Origin of the sequence: Nostoc sp. 'Lobaria pulmonaria (5183) cyanobiont', assembly GCF_002949795.1 — a bacterium.
In the GTDB taxonomy this organism is placed as follows: domain Bacteria; phylum Cyanobacteriota; class Cyanobacteriia; order Cyanobacteriales; family Nostocaceae; genus Nostoc.
Window position 1 is genome coordinate 6,835,001 of the sequence record NZ_CP026692.1, and the last position, 19,135, is coordinate 6,854,135.

Here is a 19,135-nt window from a genome sequence, read left to right on the forward strand (position 1 = left end):
AGGTGGAGGTTAGCGGACTCGAACCGCTGACATCCTGCTTGCAAAGCAGGCGCTCTACCAACTGAGCTAAACCCCCAAATCATAATTCGTAATTCGCAATTTTTAATTCGCAGTTAATTACGACGAATCACCAATTAGCAATTACTAATTACTTTCAGGTGGGCCATCCTGGACTCGAACCAGGGACCTCACCCTTATCAGGGGTGCGCTCTAACCACCTGAGCTAATAGCCCATATCGAACCAAATCATAGTTTGAAAGCTTTTTACATTTTGCATTGCAAATGTCTGCGACCGACCTAGGTTAGACCAACTCAAAATCTATATAACTGTGTGTTTTTTGATTTCTGAGGGGTGTAGGTCTCCCTAAAAAGGAGGTGATCCAGCCACACCTTCCGGTACGGCTACCTTGTTACGACTTCACCCCAGTCACCAGTCCTGCCTTAGGCATCCTCCCCCGCGAACGGTTTGAGTAATGACTTCGGGCACTACCAGCTTCCATGGTGTGACGGGCGGTGTGTACAAGGCCCGGGAACGAATTCACTGCAGTATGCTGACCTGCAATTACTAGCGATTCCTCCTTCACGCAGGCGAGTTGCAGCCTGCGATCTGAACTGAGCTCCGGTTTGCGGGATTTGCTTGCACTCGCGTGGTAGCTGCCCTCTGTCCGGAGCATTGTAGTACGTGTGTAGCCCAAGGCGTAAGGGGCATGCTGACTTGACGTCATCCCCACCTTCCTCCGGTTTGTCACCGGCAGTCTCTCTAGAGTGCCCAACTTAATGCTGGCAACTAAAAACGAGGGTTGCGCTCGTTGCGGGACTTAACCCAACATCTCACGACACGAGCTGACGACAGCCATGCACCACCTGTGTTCGCGCTCCCGAAGGCACTCCCAGCTTTCACCAGGATTCGCGACATGTCAAGCCTTGGTAAGGTTCTTCGCGTTGCATCGAATTAAACCACATACTCCACCGCTTGTGCGGGCCCCCGTCAATTCCTTTGAGTTTCACCGTTGCCGGCGTACTCCCCAGGCGGGATACTTAACGCGTTAGCTACGGCACGGCTCGGGTCGATACAAGCCACGCCTAGTATCCATCGTTTACGGCTAGGACTACTGGGGTATCTAATCCCATTCGCTCCCCTAGCTTTCGTCCCTCAGTGTCAGTTACGGCCTAGCAGAGCGCCTTCGCCACTGGTGTTCTTCCTGATCTCTACGCATTTCACCGCTACACCAGGAATTCCCTCTGCCCCGAACGTACTCTAGCTATGTAGTTTCCACTGCTTGTATCTAGTTGAGCTAGACTCTTTAACAGCAGACTTACATTGCCACCTGCGGACGCTTTACGCCCAATCATTCCGGATAACGCTTGCATCCTCCGTATTACCGCGGCTGCTGGCACGGAGTTAGCCGATGCTTATTCCTCAGGTACCGTCATTGTGTTCTTCCCTGAGAAAAGAGGTTTACGACCCAAGAGCCTTCCTCCCTCACGCGGTATTGCTCCGTCAGGCTTTCGCCCATTGCGGAAAATTCCCCACTGCTGCCTCCCGTAGGAGTCTGGGCCGTGTCTCAGTCCCAGTGTGGCTGATCGTCCTCTCAGACCAGCTACTGATCGTCGCCTTGGTAGGCTCTTACTCTACCAACTAGCTAATCAGACGCGAGCTCATCTTCTGGCAGTTAACCTTTCACCTTACGGCACATCCGGTATTAGCCACCGTTTCCAGTGGTTGTCCCAGACCAGAAGCCAGATTCTCACGCGTTACTCACCCGTCCGCCACTAACTCCGAAGAGTTCGTTCGACTTGCATGTGTTAAGCATACCGCCAGCGTTCATCCTGAGCCAGGATCAAACTCTCCGTTTTGAATTGGAAAGCTTTTTAGCTCTATAGCTGCTCTTTTTTAACTTCAGCTTAGTTATTTTTTATTTGCTTGACGCAATCCACTTGCTGTATAATCGCTTTCAAACTATAATATTTTCAAGGTTCGGTGTTCTTTAAGCGTCGCTTTTTCGCGCTCCGCTTCCAGCACTTATTCAATATAGCGAACCTCCTTAAGCTTGTCAACTATTTTTCCAAAAATTCTTTTGGACTGTTTCTATATCGCTATAAAATCCTTGTAACCTAAGGGTTTTAGACTATAGTATTCCTGGAAGTCTCTAAGGAAGCATTTTAATTTGTGAGCAATTCTAGTGTTTTGCCTCCCTGGCTGGTTTTAGATCCTCTTTTGCGTGCCTGGTTGGTGGAGGATATTGGCAGGGGCGATCGCTTTTCTAGAGCATAAATTATTTATAGACCAATTCCTTTGCGCTTCAGTCTGACAGATGCTATCTAACGCCCAATTGTTTTTTACCCACGTTTGCCTGTCTGCTTCTGTGTCCATATATAAAGTATAAAGATAGGTAAAATGTCTTAAGGTCTTTGCTGTAACTGCTCAGAAAAATTCAGTTCCATGTAAGACAATGTTTTAAAAGTCGCTGAAGGTATAATTTTGCCGTTCTGACTTGGGTTAATTCTAAGAGGATGTCTGAAAAGTTTTAGATAGGTAATTTTCATCATGCAAGTTGCTTTAACATTAAACGAATCATTGCAACGTAAATAAAAGCCTCTGTCGTTTCAGGTAAAATCTCATAGTCTTTACTTAGTCGGCGAGACCAATTGAACCAACCAAAAGTTCTTTCAACCAACCACTGTTTTGGAAGAACAACAAAACCCTTCTGTTCTTCAGAGCGTGTAATAACGCTCCACAGCCAGCGATAAACATCCATCACCCAGTGCGTAAAATCTTGACCGCGATAGCCACCATCAACCCAAATCCGAATTAATCTACCCATGCGATGCCTACGGCGGGCTACGCCTAGGCGTATTTGATTAAGCTTTGATAGAGCTTGTTTTGCGCCCGCTTGCTCACTTACCGAAGCAGCTGTGATTACCACAACAATAAGCTTTCCCCTTGGTATCAATGATTATGTGCCGCTTACGTCATGCAAATTTTTTTACCTGCATCGAAGCAGCCTCATACCGCCATACCAAGCGCTAACTGCTACAACAGCATAAAATAATGTAAATATGCTTGGATCAAAAACTGCTAGTAAGATTTTTGTCAACAGCAGTGCCGTTATGACTGCTAAAATCATCACACTAAAAGCTATGAACCAAGAACGCATCATGAAAATTTTTTCAGGTACTTTCACCATCATCTTAAGAGTCCTCCCGTTGCTCCGATTTTGGGAGATACTCGTTCACTAATCTTTTGCCTGCTTGGTCCATCTTCTCTAACATTTCTTCAATCAGCTTTAGTGCCATCTGTGAAGGCACTGTAGATCCGTTCTCCCAGCGATTATAGCGGTTCTCGTTTGAATGCAATACAGTTTGACCTCACTTCCATTCCTCTCTCCTTTTAGGAGAGAGGAATGGAATCTTACTCCCCTTCCCTTATAGGGAAAGGGCTGGGGGTTAGGTCTGTATTGCCCTCAACTGATAACCGCTATAGATTGTTCGTAGGGAAACTCCTAACTTGGCTGCAAACTTTTCTTGAGAGAGATCGAGTTGCTGCCGAAGTTCACGGATTAAATCTGAATATGGTAAGATGCCAGTCACAAAACTAAAAAATTATGATGTACTTTTAATAATTTTTTTTTGCCTAATCCTAATCTTTAACTGTTTTGATTAATCAACACTCCGAAAATTTATTAAACAGTCAACTAGAAAATGCACCAGGTGAAGGCTATATATTTAACTGGTTTGATTGGTTTTGTCTTTGGTATCCTTCAGGGTGGCTAATTTTATTCAATCGCCATTGGCAGTACTATCACACAGATCCAGATGGTTGGAATTGGCTAGAGTATGGATTATTTTTAATTCCTGGTGGATTTTATTTAGCGTTGCTGAGTCGCTGGTTGCGTCTGGGTTTTCGTTCACCCCGAAAAGAAGTTGGTGAATTCGATTCCAAATATCAACAAGCTTTTCGCAAAGAAATTCTGGGTCCCATCGTTAAATACTATTTTCGGGGAGAGTTACAACAAGTTGAAAACTTGCCGCCAATAGGGCCATTAATTGTAGCAATGAATCATGCTGGGATGTGTTTTCCTTGGGACTTTTTAACCTTAGGTTATTTATTAAGTGAAGCCAAAGGATGGGTAGTACAACCCATAGCAAATCCAGTATTATTTGAGCATCCTTGGGTGAATTGGTGGCTACCACCTCAATGGTCGCAGGTTTTAGGTGGTGTGCGAGCCGAATTAAATGATTTTGAGTCAGCAATTGCTCAAGGTAAAACTCTCTTATATGCACCCGAAGGTATCCGCGGCCCTTTGAAAGGTTGGAGAAGACGCTATCAACTAGAAAAGTTTGATGTGAGTTTTATTCAGTTGAGCGATCGCTATCATATTCCGATTCTGCCAGTAGTTTGCATCGGTAGTGAATCTCTGCATCCTTGGGCTATTAATTTCACCAAATTGCAACGACTAGTCAAACTACCATTCTTACCTTTGTCGCCTTTGATGTTTGCCTTACTTCTGTTTCCCTCAATGGGAGTTTGGGCAATGAGAACTCGTTTGCGTTACTTTATTGGCCCTTTGCAACCAGCAGGATTGGATAACCACTCAAAGCAAGGGCGTGCAGCAGCCTATCAGCAGGCGCAACAATTACGAGAAAAACTGCAACTTCAAATTAATCAGTTTTTGGGTAAATCTTAATAGTACAAGCTGAAATTGGTTGATTATAACCGATTTACGATGTGGTTCAATTAAATGAAAGCTATTAAAAGCTGGGACGGTGATGGTTGTTGTGAGTGCGATCGCCACTATACTGTTGACTAAGCCACTAGAGAAAATCGTTGATAACATTGGTAATGCTGTATGGACGTGTTGTTAGGAATGAAGTTATTGTTCCTACCACAGCTTGTCCGTTCGTTACCAACATAACCTGTTTCGTTAAAAATGTTTATCCGTTAATAACGACAACTTATGCGTTCGTTACCAACATAACCTGTTTCGTCACGAATGCTTATCCCTTAGTAACGACAACTTATGCGTTCGTTACCAACACAAACTGTTTTGTTACGAATGCTTATCTACTTGTGGCAAATGCTTATGTCGTCGTTACCACAGCTTAAGTAAAACTTATCAATCAGCGGCAAAATTATAGCCATTCTTTTTTTGATACTTGTGCGTGAATTACTATAAATTCATCTTTGCAGAAATTATTTGAGAATTTACTTAAAAAAGAATGGAAATCAAACAAATTTGCGTGATTGGGGCTGGAATTAGCGGTCTGGTAACAGCTAAAACTTTTGTCGAAGAAGGCTACGATGTTACTGTCTTTGAGAAACAAAAAGGACTTGGTGGTGTTTGGGAAAAATCTCGAACTTACCCAGGATTAACAGTCGCAAAGACTGAAAAATATCAATGATTCTTCTAAACAATTAACCAAATCTTTGTGAGTCGAAAGCAGGCGGCTAAACTGACTCCACTGAAGAAGCACCGAAACGATAGCCTTTACCGTAGACTGTGTGAATCAGTGCAGTTTCTTTACCTACCTCAATCTTACGCCGCAACAAACGAATTAATGCCGCAATTACATTACTACTGGGTAGTTCTGACTCTTGCCACAAATTTTGCATAATCTGGGCATGAGTCAGAAGTTGTCCAGTATGTTCCATAAAGTATTGCAACAACTGACTTTCTTTTTGCGATAACTCAATTATTCGTCCTTGGCGATAGGCTACTTGATTTTCACTATCGAGTTCTAAATCAGCAACGGTTAAACGTCCAGTGGTGGTTTCATAGGTTTGGGAACCGGAACGACGCAATAAAGCACGGACTCTCGCTAGTAACTCCCGCAGTTCAAAAGGTTTAACCAAATAGTCATCAGCACCAGCATCTAAACCTTGTACGCGGTCATCTAGAGTATCTTTAGCTGTGAGAAACAGAACGGGAGTGGTTTTGCTTTGGCGTCGCAATTCCTGACAAATCTCTAAACCCGTTTTTCCTGGCAGCATCCAATCTAAAATAAGTAGGTCATAACTGCCTGCTTGTGCAAGTTCGCTGCCAGATGTCCCATCATAAACGGCATCTACAGCGTAACCCTCACGAGTTAACAAGCGGCTCAAGGGTTGAGTTAGTTCAACTTCATCATCAACTAATAAAATTCTCATACTGCTTGTGGTAAGCATATAGAGATATTCTCAATATTATTCAACTGCCAAGATGCTAAGGATACCAATACAAAAAATGTTGACTGTTGCATTGCCAAAAGGGGAACTACTTAAAAATAGCATCCGCTTGCTACAAGCTGTCGGATTAGATTTTAGTGCTTTTTTAGATTCAGGAACTCGCCAACTTCAAATTCCTGATACTAAGGGAGTTGCAAAAGCTTTACTGGTGCGGGCGCAAGATGTGCCTGTTTATGTGGAATATGGTCAAGCACAACTAGGGGTTGTTGGTTACGATGTGTTACGGGAGAAGCAGCCGCAAGTTGCCCACTTGGTAGATTTGCAGTTTGGTCATTGTCGAATGTCAGTAGCGGTAAAAGCATCAAGTTCTTACCGATCGCCTTTAGATTTACCACCGCATGGTAGAGTTGCTTCAAAATATGTGAATTGCGCTCGTGAATATTTCCATAGTCTGGATTTACCTGTGGAAATAGTGCCGTTGTATGGTTCAGTGGAATTAGGCCCAATTACTGGAATGTCAGAAGCGATCGTAGATTTGGTTTCTACAGGGCGAACTTTGCGTGAAAATGGTTTGATTGAAATTGCTAGTCTGTATCAAAGCACGGCGCGGTTGATTGCCCATCCCCTGAGTTACCGCCTGAATACGGGTAATCTGAGTGATGTGATTGGCAAGCTGCGGGAGTCCGTTTTGGTAGGGGTTTAATATCATGTGATTCGTAATAACGCTTCTTTAGATGCTCGTTCCTAGTTAACGCTGTACTATTCGTTCTTACAGCATCTTGTATTCAAGTAACTTGTAGATAAAAAATACTCAACTGTTATACCAATTTGATTAATGATTGCAACACATCTTTGGGTAAAGACGCGATAAATCGCGTCTCTACAAATGAATGTCTATTTGCCGCATTCTTTTTTCAAATTGGTATAATTTATGGCTAAAAACTAGGTTTTAAAAATTCTTACTTTTTGTTGCATAAGACTTGTAGAAACTTCCCGCATACAAAGATTAAATTTTTTTCTTAAACCCTCAGCAAATTGAATCAAAGTTATATTTATATTATTTTGGCAGACAAAGTAATATTTTTTTGAGCGTTAAAATTTGATGCGATCGCTAAAAAAATAAGTAGTATGATTTGGGACAAAACCGTTGATAATAAAAATTATTTTTTAATTATTCTTAACATGTAATCTGATGATATTCAGTTAAAAGAAGTAGGTGAAAATATGTTTCAGGCTACTCGCCGCCGTCTTGCAATTTGGTACACTGCTGTCACTGCTGTATTACTGCTACTGTTTGCCAGTGGCGTTTATTTATACGTTCGTACTACACTGATTGAGCGGATTGATGACACCCTTAACCATGTAGTGGAAATAGTGGAGCGTTGCCTTACAACTAGTGGCTGTGCATCTACACTCATATTTGAGCCAATTAATACTGATGCAGATAAATTTCGCATTAATGTAGAAGCCAGTTTTGGTAATAATACCGAGACTGTAGAAGATGACCACATCGACCTAGAATGGTTTAGTCCAAATGGTAAATTACTTTGGTCAACGCTATCTGAACCCCTAAATATTGCCATTCGTGTCAATCGCACTGGTGAAACTGTGCGCATAGTCAAGGGGGAGAGTGAAAATTCAAAATTTAAAATTCCTAACTCCCCACTCTTATTACGACAAGTCACCCAACGCGTAGAAGTGAGACGACAAGTATTAGGATATCTGCGTGTTAGTCATCCCTGGTTTGAAGTTACTAAACCTAGTCGCCAGTTAATTTTTGATTTGGCATTAGGTATTGGGTTAATGGTGCTTTCCGTAGGCGCAAGTGGTTGGTTTCTTTCGGGTAAAGCGATGGAACCAGTGGGTGAGTCTTATCAACGTCTTAAACAATTCACTGCTGATGCTTCCCACGAACTTAGAAGTCCTATCACTTTGATTCAAACTAATGTGCAAGTTGCGCTTGCTGACTTGGATTTAGCAGAGACAGAAACGACTACTTCTTTGCAATATCGACAACAGTTAAAGGTGGTGGAACGGTTAACGCAGCGTTTGGGTAAGTTAGTCAATGATTTACTCTTCCTAGCCCGACAGGATAGTGGTATTAGCAAAGATACTTTTTCACCTTGTCCGTTGGACGCTTTGCTAATAGAGGTGGTTGAAGAACAACAATTGTTAGTCCCTGAGAAAAAAATCGCCCTTTCTCTAAACTCAGTCGATCCTCCTATTTCTGAAACTAGCCCCGAATTACTGGAAAATTGGTTTACTCTTGTAGGTAATTGGGATCAATTGGTGCGGTTGTTCACAAATTTAATTGCTAACGCTTTGCATTACACTCCAGCAGGTGGACGAGTGAAAGTGGAGTTAGCGCGGATAGAGGGAATAAATCGTGTTTCTGGACTACGTAACACCAGTGCCCAGTTGCAAGTTAAGGTGAGTGATACCGGAGTCGGAATTCCAGCCGAAGCATTACCACGCTTGTTTGATCGCTTTTATCGAGTAGATCCGGCACGTACTCATAGGACGGGGAATACAGCTACAGCCAGCGCTACTAGTTCAGGATTGGGATTAGCGATCGCTCAAGCTATTGTCGAACATCATCACGGTCATATTCAAGTTGAAAGTACCCAAGGCATTGGCACTACCTTTACTATCACTTTACCAATAACTCTTGAGTCTTAATTTGCTAATAAATTTTTCTTTCCTGTGATAGATGTAAGATTTTAAATCATTAAAATTGACTTTATTTATTAGCGAGAAAATTTATTTTTTAGCAGTATATTGAATTTGACTATTACACAAATGTGCTTAATGACAATGATGTAAGACTTTAAATCTTGAGAATGAAATATTTTCATTTTTTTAAATGATTTCCGTATCCTTAGCTAGATGCAATAAATCTAGTCGTTTGTTAAATAGTTAGATGTACTCAACGACCGATAAAACCTAATTTAATTTCCGGTTGAAGAAATACTTTGTAAGAAAAAAAGTTGAAGTTTTTTTAGGAGTTAAGAACAAATATGAAGTCTCAAAATTTCCGCAAGTCTAGCAAGTTATTTGGCGCTCTTTGTGGGGGATTGCTAATTAGTCTGCCAGTAATTACTCGAGCTTTCGCACAAGAATCTACTCCCACTGTTAAAGAGCCAGGAGCTACTTCTTCAACACTAAACCCAAGTCCCAGCATTTTTAGCGAACCACCCTACAACCGCTCTCAAGCTCCCGGATCACCAGAATCAGGTGTCACACTACCACAACCAGTTCCTCCGGCTGAAGGGCAAGTGTCTCCCGTACCACCACAACCAGGTGCTAGACCAGCACGCCCAATTCCTGGCGATCGAACTCAACAGCCTTCACCACCTGCGGTTTCTACTGACCAACAACCACAAGTAGAACCACGGCAAACCCCCAATGCGACGATCGCAATTACTAATGGTACGGTTAATATCAAGTTAGTTAATAATACTGCGACTAATATAACTTTCCAAGTGATTGGCGATACGGCACCGCGATCGCTACAAGGTAAGTCAGATGTAACACTCCAAGCTTTAAAAGCACCAGTAACAGTAACATTTGAACGAGAAGATGGCGGACAGTTGATAGTGACTCCACAAGCTGCTTCAGAGCCAGGAAATTTGGAAGTTACATTCAAGGAAGCCACCAATGCAACACAGGGTAGAAGTACAATGAGAATTGAACGAAATGGTTCAGTGTTCTTGAATTAATTAATTTAGAATTAGGGCGAAGGTCATTTACGGCTACATAAATAAGAGCTACACCGACCTGGGCTAGAGAAAATCAAGCTTTTATAACCCAGGTAGGTCGATTTTGCCTGTGTAGACGTGGTTTCCAACCGCCCTTTTAACTACTTTCGCTGAAGCATTTTAGTTAACTGATCCAGCAATTGCACTTCTTGTTTGCTGTCTTGCAATGTCCGCGCCAGTATAATTGCCCTTTCGTAAAAATTGCGGGCAGTTAAATAATTACCTTGTTGCTTATATAACTGAGCATAAGATTCAAAAGATTTTAATTCTTCGCGTAAATTTTGTAATTCTTTAGCGAGTGCTAAACGCTGCTCTAGTAAGTCAAAGGCGCGTTCGTAACGTCCTACAGCAGTGTGAGCCGTAACTAAACCGTCAATTGCCCGTAATTGATTAGTGCGATCACGGTTGGTTTTAGCTGTCTGCATTACTTCACCATAAGTAGCAATGGTATCTTGATAATTTCCAGATGCTAAATAAGCATCTCCTAAATTATTTAAGGTATTTGCTTCACCAATAGCATCGCCAGTCTGACGGCGGAAAATTAAAGCATTTTCGTACAGTTTAATCGCCTTGTTATAATCTCCCAACCTGGCACTTACCAAACCTAAATTACTTAAAGACAGTCCTTCACCTTCAATATTTTTGACACTGCGAGCAATTGTCAGTGCATCTTCAACTGTTTTACCAGCAGCAACAGATTCGCCTTGTTGCAGCAGATATGTACCGATATTATTCAGCACAAAAATCTGAGATTGGAAGTCTTTAGTATCACGAGCGATCGCTAATCCTCTTCTGAAAGCATCTTCCGCCTCTTTTGAATTACCAAGCTGCACATAAGCCTTAGCAAGCAAATTGTACGTTAGACCTTGTGCTTTCAAGTCGCCAATGGAATGATATAGTTCCAATGCCCGCAAACAAGACGTAATTGTTTTGTCGCCATGTCCTGAAGCGTATTCTTGTTCAGCAATACGCAGCAAACCGTCTGCTTCATCTCTTGATTGTCGCCCAACAGAATTATTTAAAGGGCGATGGAGTTGTTCGGTAATATCAACCGCACCCGCTACAGGACTCAGCAAAAAAGCTAACAATAAAAAGCTGTGTAAAAGTACCTGGGGACAAGAAATCGCACCTACACAAATTAAGCCTAGCTTTTGGCAGGGAAATACAAGCCGTTGTTTCATAAAAATTACCCGTAAAGTTGCGGGTTTAAGTAGAAGGTCTAAGAAGAAGTTTTAATGTTTTAAATTGAAGACAATGAATATACGCGTTTGTACTTAAGTTTTTGATTTAAATAAATCTTCCCCAAAGTATATGGTGCGGATATCTGTGGGCAATTTGTCCTCTAGCATACGATAGCCTTCTTGGAGAAAATTGGCTACTTCATTAGGAGCGATCGCTTCTCCTTCAGCTTGTAGATAAGCAGCGATTCTAGTTTCACTCCAGTGGAAAGTTTGAGCCATTAATACAATTAATCGTAAAACTGGTGGTAGTTGGTCTAACGCCTGTTCTACATAGCACCATAGCGGCGGCGAAGTCGCTTGCAGAGAATAATGAATTGCTTCTGTGGGTGGTAGTTTAATCTCATTTATACAGAAAGCTGTCATATTAATTAACCAATTCTGCATGGTCAAAGCTTCTTCACCTGATTCAGAGTCAGTTAACTTTAGTCCACCGAGTTCGTAATATATATGTCGCCAGGTGAGGGCAAACAGATAATCTGCTTGCACAGGCGATCGCGCCGAATGCCGAATTAAGGTGTAAACTATGGGGCTATAGCGGCAAAAAATCACCGTAAAGTACTTTCCAGCATCTGGATAGCGCTGAAACAGAGTCAGTAGTTCATGGTCACTGTGATGGAACAGCGATTTCACCAGTGGGTGATTAGCTTCGGGAAAATGAGGAATTTGCACAAGTCTTGGAGTTGATAGTTGTTAAAATAGTTTTGGGAATTGCACTCCCCTAGTTAATCGCATAATATCTTGGTGTTGCTCAGTTTGTAGATGAGACTCAGACTACTTGAGTATTGATAAACTAGAAACAAGGACTTAATTTTAGTCTTAATCGACAATCATAAAATCAACTCTCTTAAAGAATCCTTATTTGTTCATGGTTATAGCAGTTAGTGTCATATCGTTCCTGCTCAGTCCCCTTACTTTAGGCTCCTTTCTGCCTTCCCTGCCCTTAGATAGCCTGTTCTCCACCCAAGGCATTATGGTGATGCTACTAGCAGCTTACGCTGGTGCTATGTGGATGTTTCTCACCAGTGCCCCAAAAGTACACACTGTAATGGTGTCAGATTTGGAGATTGCCCGACAATTGTATGAAGGGCTGCTAGATTTGCCAGCAGCTGAGGTGCCATTGCACTACTACTACAACTACGAACAAACTATAGGCGCAACTGGCATCGATCCGTTATATATGTCTACTGGCCCGAGCTTGTCTAGCAAAATGATGAATAATGCTAACGATGGGCTGTGGTATCAATTGAAGAAAAACACCCAGCTACACGTCATTACTGGTGCAAGTTTAGGTAGCAAAAATCAGCAACGCCACGTTTGTTTTGACCACGACTGCCTGGAAATGATTTTAATGCGAGTCGAAACGCGCGGTTTGAAATTGAAGATTCGTAACCAGAAACCCCTGAACTTTTTAGTCAAGGACTATGAAGGGCGAGTCATTGAAGTAGCTGAGGTAGCAAATTAGTTCTGAGATTTTAGATTATTTGAGGTTGGGTTTGGCGTAGCTTGCTACCGTAAGCATCGCTAAACCCAATATTTATTTTTAGATTTTGGATTTTGGTGCAAGCGTTACCGCAGGGGTAGGTAAGTAAATAGGTGTAAATAAAGTGGAAAAAATGTATACATCTCACCTATATGAAACAGATTTCTATGATTGGACGCAAAAGCAGGTTAGCTTGTTCAAAACTCAACAGTGGGAACAATTAGATACAGTTAACCTGATTGAAGAAATTGAAACTTTGGGCAGAAGAGAACGGCAAGAATTGCGAAATCGGCTGGGAGTATTGCTAGGACATCTACTAAAATGGCAATTTCAACCTGAAAAACGTAGCAATAGCTGGTTGGGTACAATTCGAGAGCAACGTGTTCAAATTAAACTGCTTCTGCAAGATAGCCCTAGTTTGAAACCCTATCTCGATGAAGTTTTCTTCAGTGTTTATGAACTAGGTTTGGCTTTAGCGATTCGAGAAACTGAGTTGGGTGAAAATGTTTTTCCAGAAATCTGTCCCTACACTTTAGACCAAACTTTGAATCCTAAATTATTACCAAATTTTAATCAGGTTGATGAACAGGGCGAGTAATTGCCCCAATACTATTATTTTCTCACCGTAAACCGTGGCAAATAAAAGCAGCCCAGTAATGAGTATGTGAAAAGGGAAATTCCTCTGTCGAATTTTTTATGTCATAAATTTGACTTAACACTTTACGGTACTTTTTATATTAACAGTCTAGGATTAGTATTTGATTTTTGAAAAAGCTCCGTACATCTGGAGAGACATAAAATCAAAGGCAGTATTTTGGATAAACCACTCAAACATCCACTTTAAATGAGAAAACGAAGGCACTAAAGCACAAAAACGTCGAACCCAAGTTTTAGCCTGCAACCAAATATCCTCAATTGGATTTTGTGACGGACAATTGGGAGCAAACCGGACACAGTGAATTTTCCATCGCTCTGAGTATTCAAAGGCTTTTTCTATTTGTCCAGCATTGATGCAAGCTTGCACCATTTTTTGGTAGATACCAATAGATTTCACCAGAATTTCTTGACGGTGTAATTCAGATTTTGTCCAAGTAGAGCGCCTCATTGGAAGCATCAAAAAACCTGTGTCAGAATTAGCACTTCCTTGGATAACTGGTCACAAATTACTGGTCTAGGAGAAGTTGTGACGGCTCCAGGAATAATTTTTAGCGATAATGATAATGTTATTCCCGATGTTGTTTGGGCTAGCAACGAGAGATTGCCTTTACTTTTAGACGAGGCGGGACATTTAGACTGGTGCGCCAGAATTGGTTGTAGAGGTGTTATCTGCTGGTAGTGAAAACGAAAAGCGGGACAGAGAACTAAAACTTAAGCTCTACTAATCACGAGGTGTCAGAGAATATTGGATTGTAGATTGGCGCAAGCAACAGGTGGAAGTATATCGGCGCGAACAAGCAAGTTTAAAGTTAGTTGCTACGTTATTCAATGGTAATGAATTGAGTTCACCCATATTGCCTAATTTTACTTGTGCGATGTCTACGACGGACTATGCCTACGCACAATTATTTAATTAATAAAAATTACGAATTACGAATTACGAATTAGTTAATTGTGCTGTAAAAACTCAACTTTGGGCAATAACGGGTCAGTCACAATACCCACACCGCTAAAACCCCAGCGTTTGAGCAAATTTCCCAACTGTGTACGCGCAATAGATTCCACAGCAAAGCGATTTGCCACTTCTGCTGCGTGGGTGTTGAGATAGCTAAGGGCATCAAAGTTTTCTTGAAACAGCAATAAATAGCCCGATGTTTCAGCATCAGGACGAGCTATAAGATAATTTCCGTCAGTTTTTGAACGCACCAAATAATAGACTTCAGACAACATGGAGATAAGATTTGTTGGGGAGGAAAAAATCCTTCAAATAAAAAACATAGAGGAATATCGCGCAGCTTTAATTTCCGAATATCCCTCATTGCTTTAATATCAACAATGTAAAATATTTATTTATCCAAATTTGCCGCTGACGTAATCTCTGGTATCTTCCTGCTGAGGATTGTTGAAAATTACTTCTGTTGCATCATACTCTACCATATAGCCATTACGGGTTCCTGTTTCAGAAGTCCGAACATTAAAAAAGGCTGTCTTATCAGAAACACGCGCTGCTTGCTGCATGTTATGGGTGACAATGACAATAGTATATTGCTCTTTAAGTTCGTGAATCAGTTCTTCAACACGCAAGGTAGAAATGGGGTCAAGAGCGGAGCAAGGTTCATCCATCAGTATAATTTCAGGTTGTACTGCGATCGCGCGAGCAATACATAACCGTTGTTGTTGTCCACCAGATAAAGATGAGCCACTTTGCTGTAGTTTATCTTTGACTTCATCCCACAAAGCTGCTTTTCTGAGACTGCTTTCTACCAATTCATCCAAATTACCTTTATAGCCGTTGATTTTGGCTCCAAAAGTAATATTGTCATAAATTGATTTGGGAAATGGGTTTGGTCTTTGAAACACCATCCCAATTCTCCGACGCACTTCTACAGGGTCGATGTCGGACGCGTACAAATTTTTATCGTAAAAAAGTATTTTACCTTCTGCCCGAAATGACTCAATCAGGTCATTGAGACGGTTATAGCATCGCAACAACGTACTTTTACCACAACCAGAAGGGCCGATAAAAGCAGTAACCTGATTTTTCGGTATATCTAGCCAAATATTCTGTAATGCTAAAAACTTGCCATAGTAAACATTGAGATTTTCAGTGCGTAAAACGGTTTCAGTGTCATTCACTGTCCTAGTGTTGGTAGCCATAAATTAAATTTAGTGTTAGTTTAAGCGATCGGGATTTGCACTGTGGATGATTGCTTACTAAGCTTTTTTGCGAGTTGCCCAGCGAGCGATGATACTTGTGATTAAAACCATCAATACCAAAATTAAAGATGCTGCCCAAGCTAGAGATTGCCAATTTTTAAACGGAGAAATGGCGTATTTGTAAACTAAAACAGCCAGAGAAGCTGTTGGTTGGAATAAACCATCTGGCCAAAAGTTAGAAAATAGGGCAGTAAATAGCAAAGGTGCGGTTTCTCCAGATGCTCTGGCGATCGCTAGCGTTGCCCCAGTTACAATAGCTGGTAAAGCTGCTGGTAAGACTACTTGACTCACCGTTTGAAAGTTAGTCGCTCCCAACCCTACAGATGCTTGTCGCAAATCTTGCGATACTAACTGCAAGGCTTCATCAGTAGTTCGCAGAATAATTGGCAACATTAAAATTGCCAGTGCAAACCCTCCAGCTAGAGCTGAATACGATCCTAAGTTCAACTTTACCATTGTCAAAACTACAATCCCATAGGCAAATACCCCAGCAATAATTGAAGGGACTCCACTAAGGACGTTAGCCGCAAAACGCACCCATCTAGCTACTTTCGCCGAACTAAATTCTGTGATGTAAATCGCCCCTAAAACTCCAAAGGGGATACTAATCAAGGCAGCAATTCCTACCATCAGCAGGGTGCCTAAAATTGCATTACCAAAGCCTCCTCCCTTTTGGAGAGCTTTGGGTGGCAATTCCACAAACACGGCCAGATTCAGACTGCTAAAACCTTTAATAATCACGTAAGAAAGCACTGCTAGCAAAGGTAAAAGTGCCAATACTCCGCAGATAAATGCGACTACAGTCATCACTGTATTAAACAGTGTCCTTTGAGACGTGGGGGAGCGAGTTAAACTGCGCTCTGGAAAATTAGAAGTCATAATTTAACCCAAAACTAAGCTATATTCGCTTGACTCTCAGAACGATCAACTCTGCCAGAATATTGACTACCAGTGTCAAAAAAAATAAAATTAAAGCCGCGTACATTAAAGCCGCAACTTGCAAACCACTCGCTTCTGAGAATTGATTTGCTAGTAGAGAAGAAATTGTATTGGCTGGTGCTAAAAGAGAGAGACTGATATTGTTGGAGTTTCCAATTAACATCGTTACAGCCATTGTTTCTCCCATTGCCCGCCCAAGTCCCAGCATCACAGCACTCACTATGCCCGAAAAGGCTGCTGGGATAAGAACTTGTAAAATCGTTTCCCAGCGTGTTGCTCCTAGTCCGATAGAGGCTTGGCGCAAACTTGGGGGTACAGAAATCAAGGCATCGCGGGATAAGGCTGTGATGATGGGCAAAATCATAATCGCTAAAATGACTCCCGCCGGCAACATTCCTGGGCCTGTAGGAGAAGTACTAAAAAATGGCAGCCAGCCAAAGTAACCATTGAGCCATTTTCCCAAATTGGTTAAGATTGGCACTAAAACGAAAATACCCCACACGCCGTAGACAACGCTGGGAATAGCTGCGAGCAGTTCTACTGCGAAAACCAGTACCAGTTTCACTTTAGCGGGCAAAAAATCCTCGCTCAGTACAATAGCAGTACCAACCCCAATTGGTACTGCTATCAGCAAACCAATAAAAGAACTCACGAGAGTTCCATAGATTTGAGGTAGAACTCCGTAGCTATCATTAACCGGGTTCCAAGTGGTGTTGACTAAAAAGCTAGCACCAAACTTTTGGATAGCAGGCCAAGAAGCAATTGCAACCTGCGACCCGATCCATAATAGAGTCCCAGCAACTCCAAAAGCGAAAATTTTAGTCAGCCAAATAAAACCCAAATCTAAGGATTTTTCGGCGTCAGAGCGATTTTTCATCGCTGATGACAGATTTTGAGAATTTGTAGTCATGAATACCGACTTTTAGAATGAAATCAGAGAAAAATATGGGAGGCAATCCAGATTGGTAAAATTGTTGCCTCATCATCTATTTAAACTGATACAATAGTAACTCTGTGTTCAAAGTTACTACTGAATAAGCGTGTTTGATTGCTTACTTGCTAGCACTATTACCACTGGCGACAGAAATTTTATACTCTGGGCTGATTTGGTCAGCAGCAGCAGCCACCTTTGTAATAACATTTGAGGGTAAAGGAACATATCCTAATGCACTAGCCTGCTTCTGTCCATCAGTTAAAGCGTATTCGATCGCAGCTTCAATCGCTTTGGCTTTTGCCGCATTGGGATATTTCTTGTAAGCCAAAATCCAGGTGTAAGTGACGATGGGATAGGAATCAGCCCCGTCAGGATCGGAAATGAAGGAGCGGAGATTTGCGGGTAGAGCTACTGATTCGAGAGTTTTAGAAGCTGACTCCTCACTAGCTACAACAAACTTACCGCCTTTATTTTCCAAAGCAGCAAACTTGAGACTATTTTGTTTGGCATAGCCATACTCGACATAACCAATGGAACCTTGAGTTTGCTGGATTTGGGCAGTAACACCCTCGTTACCTTTAGCACCCACTCCCTTAGGCCAGTTGACAGTTTTACCTTCACCAACTTTACTTTTCCACTCAGGGCTGATAGCGCTGAGGTGTTTTGTGAACACACCCGTAGTTCCGCTACCATCGGAACGATAAACAACTGTGATTGACTCTTTCGGAAGCTTTGCACCTGGGTTAGCCTTGGCAATTTGGGCATCATCCCAAGACGTGATTTTGCCTAGTAGAATATCGGCGTAAACGGCTCGTGGGAGCTTAAGTTCTGGAACATCAGGCAAGTTGTAAGCCAACACGATGCTACCAGCAGTCACAGGCAGTAAAATAACACCTCTATCTGCTGGTACTTTTTGGATTTCTTCATCCTTCATTGCAACATCGCTGGCACCAAAGTCTACAGTGCCTTTGATAAATTGTTCAACTCCAGAACCGCTACCAACTGATGCATAGTCAACTTGCAGATTGGGATATTTTTTGTTTAAATCTGTGAACCAGGTATCGTACAGTGGTGCCGGAAAAGACGCACCAGCTCCGCTTAACTTTACGGTTCCGCCAAGGTCTAATTTAGCTGGGCTAGAGGCAGTAGTATCTGTAGCAGTACCAGAAGGCGTATCTTTGGTGGCTGTACTATCTGGTGTTTGCTGTCCGCCACAAGCTGCTAGGCTGATTGTCAGTGCTAACACTGAAATTGAACCTGTGAGGCGATGAGTTTTTATTGCACTAAGACGTGAGAGCATCGCTATCAATTTTTTAGTAACTTTTCAGGTGAGCGTTTCTAAGATACTCCCAAAGAACAACAATAGAGATTAACGAAAGGTTAACAAAGCAATAAAAATACTTGTTTTTTTGATGAAGAGCAAACCCTTGTTTCTAGATTTGATTGATAAATTTTATACTCTTGCTTTAGGTTGAAGATAGAAATATGACTACAGTAAGTTTGTTGTACTCATTTACAAAACTTTATTGTTAGTGTAATTTCGTTGGTCAAGTTATAAAAAAAAATAGATTAATATTAATTAAGATTAAGCATTAAACACTTTGTAGCCAAATTTAGCCACTGCTCTGCAAAACTAGTATAAATACTAATATAAATAATGAATGTCAATTTTACCTTGTTTTAGGTTAAACACCAGAATTCACAGCACGCTTCAGCTAAGAAAATCAGATAATAGACACCTCA

The 19,135-nt window shown here is 41.7% G+C and carries 18 protein-coding genes, 2 tRNA genes, 1 rRNA gene and 3 pseudogenes; 9 read left to right on the plus strand and 15 right to left on the minus strand.

The features are described from left to right. Positions 1–3: 3 nt before the first annotated feature. The 3 genes from NLP_RS30240 to NLP_RS30250 form a co-directional block, all read right to left on the minus strand. Positions 4–76, minus strand: a tRNA-Ala gene (locus NLP_RS30240). Between the two features lie 83 nt (positions 77–159). Beyond that, positions 160–233 (minus strand) — tRNA-Ile (locus NLP_RS30245). Positions 234–368: 135 nt separating this feature from the next. After that, positions 369–1,857 (minus strand): 16S ribosomal RNA (locus tag NLP_RS30250). Positions 1,858–2,170: 313 nt separating this feature from the next. Between NLP_RS30250 and NLP_RS30255 the strand changes: the two are divergent. After that, positions 2,171–2,260, plus strand: a pseudogene (locus tag NLP_RS30255) (carboxylating nicotinate-nucleotide diphosphorylase); the annotation flags it as partial. 286 nt (positions 2,261–2,546) lie between these two features. Here NLP_RS30255 and NLP_RS30260 read toward each other — a convergent pair. The 3 genes from NLP_RS30260 to NLP_RS35705 all read right to left on the minus strand — a co-directional run bounded on the left by NLP_RS30260 (position 2,547) and on the right by NLP_RS35705 (position 3,591). After that, on the minus strand, positions 2,547–2,954 hold the full coding sequence (locus NLP_RS30260) for a transposase (protein ID WP_267894899.1): 408 nt from the start codon (positions 2,952–2,954) through the stop codon (positions 2,547–2,549). Between the two features lie 33 nt (positions 2,955–2,987). After that, entirely contained in the window at positions 2,988–3,191 is a 204-nt protein-coding gene (locus NLP_RS30265; RefSeq protein WP_104909544.1) for a hypothetical protein, read from the minus strand. A gap of 256 nt (positions 3,192–3,447) precedes the next feature. Beyond that, positions 3,448–3,591: a helix-turn-helix domain-containing protein gene (locus tag NLP_RS35705; RefSeq protein WP_104909545.1), complete on the minus strand. Its 144-nt coding sequence runs from the start codon at positions 3,589–3,591 to the stop codon at positions 3,448–3,450. A 65-nt stretch (positions 3,592–3,656) separates the two neighbouring features. Here NLP_RS35705 and NLP_RS30280 point away from each other — a divergent pair, with 65 nt between their 5' ends. Continuing rightward, entirely contained in the window at positions 3,657–4,688 is a 1,032-nt protein-coding gene (locus NLP_RS30280) for a 1-acyl-sn-glycerol-3-phosphate acyltransferase (RefSeq protein ID WP_104909546.1), read from the plus strand. Positions 4,689–5,220: 532 nt separating this feature from the next. Further along, complete coding sequence (locus NLP_RS30285; RefSeq protein WP_234017124.1) at positions 5,221–5,403, plus strand: FAD-dependent oxidoreductase; 183 nt, start codon at positions 5,221–5,223, stop codon at positions 5,401–5,403. Between the two features lie 46 nt (positions 5,404–5,449). On the opposite strand, the gene rppA is transcribed toward NLP_RS30285, so the two are convergent. Then, on the minus strand, positions 5,450–6,148 hold the full coding sequence (gene rppA / locus NLP_RS30290; RefSeq protein WP_104909547.1) for a two-component system response regulator RppA: 699 nt from the start codon (positions 6,146–6,148) through the stop codon (positions 5,450–5,452). A gap of 76 nt (positions 6,149–6,224) precedes the next feature. On the opposite strand from rppA, the gene hisG reads away from it, so the two are divergent. The 3 genes from hisG (at position 6,225) to NLP_RS30305 (ending at position 9,885) form a co-directional block, all read left to right on the plus strand. Then, positions 6,225–6,869: an ATP phosphoribosyltransferase gene (hisG, locus tag NLP_RS30295; RefSeq protein WP_104909548.1), complete on the plus strand. Its 645-nt coding sequence runs from the start codon at positions 6,225–6,227 to the stop codon at positions 6,867–6,869. A 521-nt stretch (positions 6,870–7,390) separates the two neighbouring features. Next, positions 7,391–8,845, plus strand: a complete 1,455-nt coding sequence (locus NLP_RS30300; RefSeq protein ID WP_104909549.1) for a sensor histidine kinase — start codon at positions 7,391–7,393, stop codon at positions 8,843–8,845. Positions 8,846–9,183: 338 nt separating this feature from the next. Beyond that, positions 9,184–9,885 carry a hypothetical protein gene (locus NLP_RS30305; RefSeq protein WP_104909550.1) on the plus strand — a complete coding sequence of 234 codons (702 nt, stop codon included), beginning with the start codon at positions 9,184–9,186 and terminating at the stop codon, positions 9,883–9,885. Between the two features lie 140 nt (positions 9,886–10,025). Here NLP_RS30305 and NLP_RS30310 read toward each other — a convergent pair whose 3' ends face one another. Both NLP_RS30310 and NLP_RS30315 read right to left on the minus strand, forming a co-directional pair. Beyond that, positions 10,026–11,105, minus strand: coding sequence for a tetratricopeptide repeat protein (locus NLP_RS30310; protein ID WP_104909551.1), 1,080 nt, complete (start codon positions 11,103–11,105; stop codon positions 10,026–10,028). A 93-nt stretch (positions 11,106–11,198) separates the two neighbouring features. Further along, complete coding sequence (locus NLP_RS30315) at positions 11,199–11,834, minus strand: RNA polymerase subunit sigma-70 (protein ID WP_104909552.1); 636 nt, start codon at positions 11,832–11,834, stop codon at positions 11,199–11,201. A gap of 196 nt (positions 11,835–12,030) precedes the next feature. On the opposite strand from NLP_RS30315, the gene NLP_RS30320 reads away from it, so the two are divergent. Then, entirely contained in the window at positions 12,031–12,627 is a 597-nt protein-coding gene (locus tag NLP_RS30320) for a glyoxalase-like domain protein (protein WP_104909553.1), read from the plus strand. Between the two features lie 151 nt (positions 12,628–12,778). Beyond that, positions 12,779–13,243 carry a DUF29 domain-containing protein gene (locus NLP_RS30325; protein ID WP_104909554.1) on the plus strand — a complete coding sequence of 155 codons (465 nt, stop codon included), beginning with the start codon at positions 12,779–12,781 and terminating at the stop codon, positions 13,241–13,243. Positions 13,244–13,396: 153 nt separating this feature from the next. Here NLP_RS30325 and NLP_RS30330 read toward each other — a convergent pair. Beyond that, positions 13,397–13,621: pseudogene (locus NLP_RS30330) on the minus strand (IS630 family transposase); the annotation flags it as partial. A gap of 114 nt (positions 13,622–13,735) precedes the next feature. Between NLP_RS30330 and NLP_RS30335 the strand changes: the two are divergent. After that, positions 13,736–14,219 (plus strand): annotated as a pseudogene (locus tag NLP_RS30335) (Uma2 family endonuclease); the annotation flags it as partial. A gap of 31 nt (positions 14,220–14,250) precedes the next feature. On the opposite strand, the gene NLP_RS30340 reads toward NLP_RS30335, so the two are convergent. The 5 genes from NLP_RS30340 to pstS form a co-directional block, all read right to left on the minus strand. Further along, the gene (locus NLP_RS30340) at positions 14,251–14,532 is read right to left on the minus strand and encodes a hypothetical protein (protein WP_104909555.1); all 282 of its coding nucleotides are present in this window, start codon (positions 14,530–14,532) and stop codon (positions 14,251–14,253) included. Positions 14,533–14,652: 120 nt separating this feature from the next. Next, the gene (gene pstB, locus NLP_RS30345) at positions 14,653–15,459 is read right to left on the minus strand and encodes a phosphate ABC transporter ATP-binding protein PstB (RefSeq protein WP_104909556.1); all 807 of its coding nucleotides are present in this window, start codon (positions 15,457–15,459) and stop codon (positions 14,653–14,655) included. A gap of 57 nt (positions 15,460–15,516) precedes the next feature. Beyond that, positions 15,517–16,398 carry a phosphate ABC transporter permease PstA gene (gene pstA / locus NLP_RS30350; protein WP_104909557.1) on the minus strand — a complete coding sequence of 294 codons (882 nt, stop codon included), beginning with the start codon at positions 16,396–16,398 and terminating at the stop codon, positions 15,517–15,519. Positions 16,399–16,417: 19 nt separating this feature from the next. Further along, positions 16,418–17,368 carry a phosphate ABC transporter permease subunit PstC gene (pstC, locus tag NLP_RS30355; protein ID WP_104909558.1) on the minus strand — a complete coding sequence of 317 codons (951 nt, stop codon included), beginning with the start codon at positions 17,366–17,368 and terminating at the stop codon, positions 16,418–16,420. 142 nt (positions 17,369–17,510) lie between these two features. Next, complete coding sequence (gene pstS / locus NLP_RS30360) at positions 17,511–18,692, minus strand: phosphate ABC transporter substrate-binding protein PstS (protein ID WP_104909559.1); 1,182 nt, start codon at positions 18,690–18,692, stop codon at positions 17,511–17,513. Between the last annotated feature and the right edge of the window lie 443 nt (positions 18,693–19,135).